A 9,022-nucleotide genomic window follows, 5' to 3' on the forward strand; every position below is an offset into this window, starting at 1 on the left:
TCAACGCCGAGTTCGCCACCGCCGACGTCGCCTTCGTCATCGGCGCCAACGACGTCACCAACCCGGCCGCCAAGACCGATCCGACCTCGGCGATCTATGGGATGCCCATCCTGGACGTCGAAAAGGCCGGCACCGTCCTGTTCATCAAGCGCGGCATGGCGGCAGGCTACGCGGGGGTCGAGAACGAACTCTTCTTCCGCGACAACACCATGATGCTGTTCGCCGACGCCAAGAAGATGGTCGAAGGGATCGTGAAGGGGCTTTGACGCGGTCGCGCGCTTGGGAGAGCTGAGATGTCTGCGCCGCGACGGCCCATCGCGCTGCTGCTTCTGGCGATCTGCCTGGCGGGCACCTCTTGTCGTCAGCCTGATCCCGTCATCGCGCCGGACCAAGGTGGGCGGGTCAATGAGGCCAGCCCGGCGCCTGCCTCCTCCGCCCGGGTCGAGGTGCCCAAGGTGGAACGGCAAGGCGTGTGGCAGCCTGCTGCGGACGGGACCCAGATTCCGCTCTGGCCAACTAACGTCCCGCTAGCCAAACCCGACAGCGGCGACCGGCCCGAGGCGACGGGCAACGGCTCGCCGACCGTCGGCGGGCGGATGTGGCACTGGGCCAGCTATGTCACCCGGCCGACCATGACGATCTATCGGCCGAAGTGGCGCAATACGGGCGCGGCGATGCTGGTCCTGCCCGGTGGCGGCTTCCACGCGGTGGCGACGGATCTCGAAGGGACCGAAATCTGCGACTGGGTTGTCCAGCAGGGCATGACCTGCGTCATGGTGAAGTACCGGACGCCTCAGGTGTGGCCGCGGGAGAATGGCCGACAGCAGCGGCCGGACGTCCTGCTGGGTCTCGAGGACGCCCAGCGCGCGATGGGACTTCTGCGCGAGCAGGCCGCCGCATACGCCGTCGATCCGCACAGGATCGGCGTCATCGGCTTTTCCGCCGGTGCCTATCTGGTGACGGCCATGAGCAACACCGAGGCGCGTACCTATGCCCCTACCGATGCGGCGGACCGACAGTCGCCGAGGCCCGACTTCGCGATCGTCGCCTATACCGCCCGTGTGCTGGACGACACCCGGGGCCGCAACAGTCTCGAACTGGCGCCTTGGGTAAAGATCAGCCCGAACGCGCCGCCGACGCTTGTCCTGCACGCCATGGACGATCCCGTGGACGACGTACGCCAGGCTATGGCCTATGCGCTGGCGCTGAACGACGCGGGCGTGCCGGTTGATATGCGTCTCTATGCGAAGGGGGGCCACGCCTTCGGTCTGCGCCCGACCCCGGATCCGGTCACGCGCGAATGGCCTGGTCAGGTCGAGCAATGGCTGCGTTCGCTCGACATCCTGTGACGCCGACCGCTTCGCGAGCCGCAGCTCACCGCCCCGCCAGGTTCCGCTCCACCTCGTCCGCGTCATAGACCTCGGCGCGATCCGGCGTCGGGCCGCGACCCAGCCGCACCTCCAGCACGGTCGAGGTGGGGGAGGGGCCAGAGATGTTCAGGCCGACGCCGATCCCGGTGCCTGACGCCCGCCAGCCGCCGTAGCTTGACGATCCATAGCCGACGGACACGCTGGGCCGGACGCCGCCCGCGCTGTCGGGGCGGCCATCGATATAGCGCTGGGTGACCTCGAACCAGTCGTAGCCTTGTTGCGATGTCAGCTGGGCGGCGCGGAGCAGGGCACGGTCGGCGACGGGGCCGGGCGCACCCACACCGTTGTAGCTGACGCGGTATCGGTCGCTCTCGATCCGCTGTTCGGAGAACCCCTGTCCGCCTGGTCCCGCCTGCGGGCCATAGGGCGCCAGGCTGGCGCAGGCAGTCAGGGCGGATGCGCTCAGGGCGACGGCGAGGATGGACAGGCGCTTCATGGCGGAACTCCCGGTGTGGGAAGAAAGCGAAGCGAAGTGAAGGGGGTTCCTCGACCTCGTTTTTCTTTCGTCAGTGCCGGCTTGACCGGGCAACACAGCGGCGCCGCAGGCGATCTGTGCGCGGGAGGTGTCCGGCAGGGTGTCTTTGGCAGGTTCGCGCGCTCGCGCGCCGCTGGGTCCCCCGATCTCGCTGCGCTCGTCGGAGGATGACGAAAGCAACAATAGTCAGACGGCCAGCCCCATCGCCGCCGCCAGCGCCCTGAAATCCTCCGGCGGCCCCGCACTGACGACCTTTCGTCCGCCGTCCGGGTGCGGAAAGTCCAGCGACGCGGCGTGCAACATCAGCCGCCCGGCCGCGCGTCCCGCCGCCGTCAGCGCCCCGCCGTACTTCACGTCCCCGACCAGGGGTCGGCCGATCGAGGCCATGTGGACCCGCAGCTGATGCATCCGCCCGGTCAGGGGTTCCAGTTCGACCAGGGCTCCATCCGGGCTCTCCGACAGAGTGCGATAGCGGCTGGTCGAGGCCTGGGCACCTGGCTCCTCGGCCGAAGCGACGCGCATCGAACTTTCGCGACCGACCTCGACACGCAGCAAGGGGGTCTCGATCTTCCCCGACACGGGTTCGGGCACCGCCGAGACCAGAGCAAGATAGGTCTTGGTCAGTTTGCGGGCCTGGATCGCCTTGCCGAGATAGCCCGCCGCCGGCTTGGTCTTGGCGGCCAGGATGACACCCGAGGTGTCGCGGTCCAGCCGATGCACCAACTCGGGCCGCTTGCCGTTCGAGCGGGCGAAGGCCCAGATCAGGTCGTCCAGCGTATGGACATGGCGAACTCCGCCCTGGCTGGTCAGGCCGCTGGGCTTGTCGAAGGCGATCAGGTGCGCGTCCTCGAAGATCACCCACGACCGGACGGCGGCGATCTCTTCGGGGGTCAGCTCGGGCGGGGGGCGGGTTCTCACCCGGCCCCGGTTAGCGCAGCAGGCCGCGCTTGCCCATCGTCCAAGCGTACCAGAGGAAGAAGACGCAGCCCGCCAGGATGACGACCTGCATGATCCACGTCCCCTCCGGCATCACCTTGGATCCGTTGGACAACAGATAGGCCCAGACCAGACTCATCAGATAGGCAGCCAGAGAGACCGCAAACACGGGCACCGCCCATCTGCGCCGGATCAGCAGAAGGATACACCCCAGCATGCCGCCCCAGACCCCAATGGCCCACACGGCCGTCGTCCACGCTGGCATCTCGTAGAAATAGGCGATCTGGGCGTCGTTCATGCCGAAGGCCCTGAGGTGTTCCTCGCCCTTCAGCTCGGTCATCGTGTAGTCCCAGCATCCGAAGGCGTTCCAGGCGATGCCCAAGACCCCCACGAGCCACAAATGCCAAGGCATTTTCGTTCCGGCGGTCATCGTCCCCTCCTGGTTCTGAAAGTCGCGCTAGCGCAGCACGCCCCGCTTGCCCATCGCCCAGGCATACCAGAGCAACAGCGCCGCAATCACCACGATGACCCAGGGCATATAGGTCATGACCGCCATGGCCGGCGGCAGGGGCGGCATCGGGTTCATGACGCCATACAGCGCGCTGGCGATTGCCCCCACGACCGAGGCCGCGAAGGCCGGCACGGCCAGCCTGTTGCGCAGCAGCAGCAGGATCGACCCGATCACCGCGCCCCAGACTCCCAGGATCCACGGCCCATACATCCAGGCGGGCATGGCGTTGTAATAGTCGATCATCGGCTGGGTCATGCCGGACTCGCGCCAGTAGGCCTCGCCCCGCGTCACGCTCATGATGAAGTCGAACCCGCCATAGGCGTTCCACAACAGCGACAGGCCCCCCACGACCCACAGATGCCAAGGCGTCTTCGTTCCAGCAGCCATCGTTCCCCTCCCCAGGATTGTGATTGAACAGCCAAGCTATGCCGCAAAACGCCGCTCGGCAAATGAACGGTGATCAGTCAGCCCTAACGGACGTAGACCAGTCGGCAATCGCCCTCGATCACTGTGTATCGGCCGTTCGCGGCGTCGACGAACGAAGTCCGGTCGTCGCGGTGGCTGACCTTGCCGGTCGACCGTCCCTGATAGGTCTGGGTACCATAGGTCCAGCAAGTGATGTCGGCGGGCTTGTCGCTGAAGGTCGCGTCGTTGCGCGCCCGCCCGCTGTCGGTACAGCCGCCCAGAATGGCCGCGAGGCCCGCAGCGGCCAGGATCATCTTCGTCGTCATTCGTCTCTCCAGTTCCCTATCGCCACTATCGCCTGAGGCCCCGGCCCTGGCCACCCGTTCTTCAGGGGCCGGTGACTTTCCACGGCGGATCGATCCGGTTCTCACGCGCGAAATACAGACACAGCCGGTTGCCGTCCGGGTCGCTCAACCAGGCCTCGCGCCACAGCCACCTCTGATCCACCGGCCCACTGTCGAACGCCATCCCGGCCGCCTTCAGCGCCTCGACGCGCTCGTCCAGATCGGCGCATTCGAAATAGACGCCCGTCCCGTTCGGCGTGACGGAATCGGCCAGATGGATCGAGAACGTCGCCGGGTTCTCGCCCTCTGCGGCCGGACAGACGAACCGGGCATAGTGCGGGCTCGACACGATCAGGGTCAGCCCCAGCCGCTGATAGAAGTCCCGCGACCGGGCGATGTCCGTGACCTCGACGGTGACCTGATTGAGGTTCATTCGCCTGAGCCCGCCATCGCCGCCCGCATCGCCGCCCAGCGTTCCAGCCGCGCCTTGACCTTCTCCTCGTGGCCCTCGCCCTTGGGCTTGTAGAAGGTGCGGCGTTCCATCTCGTCGGGGAAGAAGTTCGCGCCAGAGAAGCCTTCTGGTGTGTCGGGGTCGTACTGGTAGCCCTTGCCGTAGCCAAGCGACTTCATCAGCTTCGTCGGGGCGTTGCGGATGTGGGCCGGCGGCATCAGGGAGCCGGTCTCGGCCGCGGCCTTCTTCGCCGCCTTGAAGGCTTCATAGACCCCGACCGACTTGGGCGCGGTCGCCAGATGGACCACCGCCTGGGCCAGGGCCAGTTCGCCCTCGGGGCTGCCGAGGAAGTCGTAGGTGTCCTTGGCGGCATTGGCGACCAGGATCGACAGGGGGTCCGCCTCGCCGATGTCCTCGACCGCCATCCGCACGATCCGGCGGGCCAGATACAGCGGGTCTTCGCCCCCATTCAGCATCCGCGCTAGCCAGTAGAGGGCCGCATCGGGGTCCGATCCGCGTACCGATTTATGCAATGCGGATATGAGGTTATAGTGTTCTTCTCTCGACTTGTCATAGGCGGGGGCCCGCTTCTGCAAGGTGCCGGCAAGACCCTGCACGTCCAGCATGACATCGTCGGGCAGGGCGAACAGCACCTCGGTCATGGTCAGCAGATAGCGGCCGTCCCCGTCGGCCAGGGCCAGCAGGGCATGACGCGCCTCGGCCGTCAGGGGCAGAGGCTTGCCCTCATGGGTCTCGGCCCGGATCAACAGTTGATCGAGTGCCGCGTCATCGAGCCGCTTCAGCACATAGACCTGGCTGCGCGACAGCAGGGCGCCGTTCAGCTCGAAAGACGGGTTCTCGGTCGTGGCCCCGACCAGGGTCACCACTCCCTCCTCGACGAAGGGCAGGAAACCGTCCTGCTGGGCCCGGTTGAAGCGGTGGATTTCGTCGACGAACAGCAGGGTCGACTGCCCCGCCGCTCTACGCATCCGCGCCGCCTCGAACGCCTTCTTCAGGTCCGCGACGCCGGAGAAGACTGCCGAGATCTGCTGGAATTCGTATCCTGCCGCGCGGGCCAGCAGGCGCGCGATCGTGGTCTTGCCTGTGCCCGGCGGCCCCCACAGGATCATCGACCCCAGCCGTCCGGCCTCGACCATCCGCCGGATCGGCCCGCCTTCGCCCAGCAGGTGATCCTGGCCCACCACCTCGTCCAGGGTGCGCGGCCTTAGCCGGTCGGCCAGCGGCGCATCGGGGGGCAATATGCCGGAGGCTTCAAACAGATCGGTCATCAACGCTCAGAGATAGGCGTTCGCGACCGGCATTTCACCCGGCGAATGCAGCCTAGCTGACCCGGCCGGTCATGATGCGGCCCTGACGCTGGATCACGACTTCCGAACCGCGCGCGGCCTGGGTGACGGCGGCCAGGTCGCGGGCGGGACGGCCATCGACCCTCAGCACCACATCGCCGCGCTGGAAGCCGTTGCCGGAGGCGTAGGTGCCGCGCGGGGCGCTGACGATGATGACACCCTGCGCGAACGGGTCTCCGCCCAGCCGGTCGGCGAGCGCGGGCGTCAGGACGGCGGCCTCGGCGCCGGCGAAGGAGCCCCGACGGATGGTTTCGGGCACCACCTTGGTGTCGCCGGGCAGGGGCTGGACCCGGGCATTGACCGTCACCGGCCGCCCGTCGCGCAGTAGCGTGATGGCTACCGTGTCGTTCGGACTCTGCGTGCCGATGCGGAAATTGAGCCCGCCCTGGTCGTTGATTTCCTGGCCCGCGACGGCGGTGATGACGTCGCCGTCCTGGATGCCTGCGCGCGCTCCCGGACCACCGGCATAGAGTTCGGTGACGATCAGCCCCTGGGGCCGGTCCAGGCCCAGGCTGCGGGCGATGTCGGCGGTGACGCTGTCGCCCTTCACCCCCAGCCACGGTCGCACCACGCTGGAGGCGCCGCCGAGGGCCGAGTCCACCACCCGGCGCACCATGGACGCCGGCACCGCGAACCCGACCCCGGCCGAAGAGCCCGAGCGCGAGAAGATCGCCGTGTTGATGCCGATCACGTCGCCGTCCATGTCGACCAGGGGCCCGCCGGAGTTGCCCGGGTTGATGGCCGCGTCGGTCTGGATGAAGGAGCCGGAATCGCTGATGCCGGTCTCGGTGCGGTTCAGGGCCGAGATGATGCCGTTGGTCACCGTCTGGCCCACCCCGAACGGATTGCCGATGGCCAGCACCAGATCGCCGACCTCCAGTTGATCCTGATCGTCGATGGCCAGGACGGGCAGGGCACCGGTGACGTCCTCAAGCTGAAGCACGGCGATGTCGGAGCGTTCGTCGGCCAGGATGACGCGGGCCGCGAACTCGCGCCGGTCGTTCAGCACCACGCGGATCGCCTGGGCATTCTCGATGACGTGGTTGTTGGTGACCACGATTCCGTCGGAGCGGACGATGACGCCCGACCCCGCCGATTCCGCCACCCGCTGCTGGGGCATGCCGCCGCCGAAGAACTGGAAATAGGGATCGCGCACGGTCTGGACCGTACGGGCCGAGATATTGACCACGGCCGGTGCCGCCTCGCGGACCACGGGGGCGAAACTGGACTTCATCTCCATGGCGCTGCCGGGAACCTGGCGGCTGTTGGGTTCGGCGAACACGCCTTCCTGGGCCTTGGAGGAGTTGGCGTTGCCGCAGGCGGCCAGCGTCAGGGCGGCGGCGAGAACGAGGCTGGAGGATTTCATGCGATCTCGGATCATGGGCGTCAGTCGGGATTGAAACGGCGGTGGCCCGCAGGCCGGACAGGCATATCTGTCCCCTATTTCGTCGGGATCAAGGCGTCGGAACCTGATCCGCCCCGGCCGCCGTCACGCGGGCGGCGACCATCCGGCGGGGGCAAGGTCGAAGCCGTCGAACTCGAACCCCGGCGCGACGGTGCAGCCGCACAGGGTCCAGTCCCCGGTGGTCCGCGCCGCCTGCCACGCCCCGGTCGGCACCACGGCCTGCGGCCTCTGCCCCGCCGTCACCTCCGGCCCCAGCATCACAGTCCGCCGCCCGGCCGCATCGGCGATCTCCAGCTCCAGCGGCGCGCCCAGATAGAAATGCCAGAGCTCGGCCGCATCCACGCAATGCCAGTGCGACTGCTCGCCCTCCCCGAGCAGGAAATAGATTGCCGTCCCGACCGACCGCCCGTCCACCTCGCGCGGATCGCGAAACGTTTCGCGATAGTGCCCGCCCTCCGGATGCGGCTTGAGGTCGAGCAGTGCGATGATCTCGGGGGCGGTGAGCATGGGAATCAGTCTCGTCTTTCGACCCACTCTATCCGCTCATCCCGGCGAAAGCCGGGACCCAGTTCTTAAGTGAGGCACGGCGCATCGGATGAGGGGCCCGTGACCGCCGTCAGTCGTCCTATAGCCCAAAGCACTGGGTCCCGGCTTTCGCGAGCGAAAGGGTTTGAAGCGTTCCGGCCTGGACCTTACCGCCCCCGCGTCAGCGCCCTGTATTCGACCAGCCGTTCCTTGTCGCGGCGGACCTGATCGCCGACGGTGTTGTCGACGTCGAGCGAGGCGTAGCGGACCCAGCCCTCGACCCCCAGCTTGTCCTTCACGGCCGCCATCGGCGTCTGCCAGCGATAGAAGGACAGCCAGGACACGGCCAGCGTCAGGATCGCGCCCAGACCCTGGAGCGCGCGGTAACCGACCTCGTCCGTGCCCGGCACCGGCCAGAAGCCCAGCACGAGCAGTCCCACGATCATCACCAGAACGGTCGAGAACCCGCCGAACCAGCCCATCCAGTAGCGTTCGCGACGGGTGCGCCACAGCTCCATCTGGGTGAATTTCTCAAGGTACTCCATGCGCGCGCCGATCCACATCGTCAGCCGGGTCAGGAACAGGGCGCGCTGTCCCCAGCCCTTGCCGTCCTGGGCGAACTGGGTCTCGGCCTGGTCGGCCATGGCGCGGGCGTTGGTGAACAGGTTCTGGAGCTCGCGCGTCCGCTGGACCACCTCGCGCGACAGTTCGTACGAATCGTTCTCCAGCCGGAACCGGTACTGGATGAACAGAATGCTCGAGATGCCGAAGAACAGTCCGACCACGATCAGCATGGCCAGGGCCGCCAGACCCAGCCCACCGGCCTGCGAGCCCGTCCACTGCTCGAAAAAGGTCGGCCCCAGGATGGCCAGCAGGACGAACCCCAGGATCGACAGCCCCTGGGTCATCCGCTTGACCGCCACATGGACCCGCAGGGCGTTGAACACCCGGCGGCCATAGCCATAGATCCGGCCGCGCATATCGGCCTCGACCGGGAACCGTTCCTCGATCTGGCGGCGGAACAGGACGTGGAAGCGGTCCGGCTTGTTCTCGTTTTCCCAGAAGGGAAAGATGTCGAGCGGCTGGTTGAAATACTCGTCGATGTTGCGCGAGATCACCTTGATGGCGACGGGATCCAGGGTGAAATAGTCGCTCTCCTGGATGGGTCTCAGG

The 9,022-nt window shown here is 67.2% G+C and carries 12 protein-coding genes; 2 read left to right on the forward strand and 10 right to left on the reverse strand.

The annotated features are described in order from the left end of the window. Both JHC99_RS15230 and JHC99_RS15235 read left to right on the forward strand, forming a co-directional pair. On the forward strand, positions 1–266 hold a 266-nt coding region (locus JHC99_RS15230), incomplete at its 5' end, for an NAD(P)(+) transhydrogenase (Re/Si-specific) subunit beta (protein ID WP_292155288.1). Between the two features lie 27 nt (positions 267–293). Further along, positions 294–1,349 (forward strand): alpha/beta hydrolase, encoded by a 1,056-nt coding sequence (locus JHC99_RS15235; protein WP_292155289.1) that lies wholly within the window; start codon positions 294–296, stop codon positions 1,347–1,349. A gap of 25 nt (positions 1,350–1,374) precedes the next feature. On the opposite strand, the gene JHC99_RS15240 is transcribed toward JHC99_RS15235, so the two are convergent. The 10 genes from JHC99_RS15240 to JHC99_RS15285 form a co-directional block, all read right to left on the reverse strand. Beyond that, positions 1,375–1,866 carry a hypothetical protein gene (locus tag JHC99_RS15240; protein ID WP_292155291.1) on the reverse strand — a complete coding sequence of 164 codons (492 nt, stop codon included), beginning with the start codon at positions 1,864–1,866 and terminating at the stop codon, positions 1,375–1,377. Positions 1,867–2,091: 225 nt separating this feature from the next. Continuing rightward, positions 2,092–2,823 carry an RluA family pseudouridine synthase gene (locus JHC99_RS15245; protein ID WP_292155292.1) on the reverse strand — a complete coding sequence of 244 codons (732 nt, stop codon included), beginning with the start codon at positions 2,821–2,823 and terminating at the stop codon, positions 2,092–2,094. Between the two features lie 10 nt (positions 2,824–2,833). Beyond that, positions 2,834–3,271: a hypothetical protein gene (locus tag JHC99_RS15250; protein WP_292155293.1), complete on the reverse strand. Its 438-nt coding sequence runs from the start codon at positions 3,269–3,271 to the stop codon at positions 2,834–2,836. A gap of 27 nt (positions 3,272–3,298) precedes the next feature. Next, the gene (locus JHC99_RS15255) at positions 3,299–3,739 is read right to left on the reverse strand and encodes a hypothetical protein (RefSeq protein ID WP_292155294.1); all 441 of its coding nucleotides are present in this window, start codon (positions 3,737–3,739) and stop codon (positions 3,299–3,301) included. Positions 3,740–3,822: 83 nt separating this feature from the next. Continuing rightward, positions 3,823–4,083: a hypothetical protein gene (locus JHC99_RS15260; RefSeq protein WP_292155295.1), complete on the reverse strand. Its 261-nt coding sequence runs from the start codon at positions 4,081–4,083 to the stop codon at positions 3,823–3,825. Positions 4,084–4,144: 61 nt separating this feature from the next. Then, positions 4,145–4,534 (reverse strand): VOC family protein, encoded by a 390-nt coding sequence (locus JHC99_RS15265; RefSeq protein ID WP_292155296.1) that lies wholly within the window; start codon positions 4,532–4,534, stop codon positions 4,145–4,147. Beyond that, positions 4,531–5,841, reverse strand: a complete 1,311-nt coding sequence (locus JHC99_RS15270; RefSeq protein WP_292155297.1) for a replication-associated recombination protein A — start codon at positions 5,839–5,841, stop codon at positions 4,531–4,533. The genes JHC99_RS15265 and JHC99_RS15270 overlap by 4 nt, the downstream gene beginning before the upstream one ends. A gap of 52 nt (positions 5,842–5,893) precedes the next feature. Then, positions 5,894–7,285: a Do family serine endopeptidase gene (locus JHC99_RS15275; RefSeq protein WP_292155299.1), complete on the reverse strand. Its 1,392-nt coding sequence runs from the start codon at positions 7,283–7,285 to the stop codon at positions 5,894–5,896. A gap of 123 nt (positions 7,286–7,408) precedes the next feature. Beyond that, the gene (locus JHC99_RS15280) at positions 7,409–7,831 is read right to left on the reverse strand and encodes a cupin domain-containing protein (RefSeq protein ID WP_292155300.1); all 423 of its coding nucleotides are present in this window, start codon (positions 7,829–7,831) and stop codon (positions 7,409–7,411) included. Positions 7,832–8,016: 185 nt separating this feature from the next. After that, a partial coding sequence (locus JHC99_RS15285; protein WP_292155301.1) for a hypothetical protein occupies positions 8,017–9,022 on the reverse strand: 1,006 nt, incomplete at its 5' end.

Source organism: Brevundimonas sp. (genome assembly GCF_016463485.1).
Lineage (GTDB): Bacteria > Pseudomonadota > Alphaproteobacteria > Caulobacterales > Caulobacteraceae > Brevundimonas.

Excerpts from the sequence above, each read along its gene's own strand:
- JHC99_RS15275 (WP_292155299.1), bottom strand. The coding sequence starts at position 7,285 with ATGAAATCCTCCAGCCTCGTTCTCGCCGCCGCCCTGACGCTGGCCGCC.
- JHC99_RS15250 (WP_292155293.1), bottom strand. The coding sequence starts at position 3,271 with ATGACCGCCGGAACGAAAATGCCTTGGCATTTGTGGCTCGTGGGGGTC.
- JHC99_RS15260 (WP_292155295.1), bottom strand. The coding sequence starts at position 4,083 with ATGACGACGAAGATGATCCTGGCCGCTGCGGGCCTCGCGGCCATTCTG.
- JHC99_RS15265 (WP_292155296.1), bottom strand. The coding sequence starts at position 4,534 with ATGAACCTCAATCAGGTCACCGTCGAGGTCACGGACATCGCCCGGTCG.
- JHC99_RS15270 (WP_292155297.1), bottom strand. The coding sequence starts at position 5,841 with ATGACCGATCTGTTTGAAGCCTCCGGCATATTGCCCCCCGATGCGCCG.
- JHC99_RS15240 (WP_292155291.1), bottom strand. The coding sequence starts at position 1,866 with ATGAAGCGCCTGTCCATCCTCGCCGTCGCCCTGAGCGCATCCGCCCTG.
- JHC99_RS15255 (WP_292155294.1), bottom strand. The coding sequence starts at position 3,739 with ATGGCTGCTGGAACGAAGACGCCTTGGCATCTGTGGGTCGTGGGGGGC.
- JHC99_RS15235 (WP_292155289.1), top strand. The coding sequence starts at position 294 with ATGTCTGCGCCGCGACGGCCCATCGCGCTGCTGCTTCTGGCGATCTGC.
- JHC99_RS15280 (WP_292155300.1), bottom strand. The coding sequence starts at position 7,831 with ATGCTCACCGCCCCCGAGATCATCGCACTGCTCGACCTCAAGCCGCAT.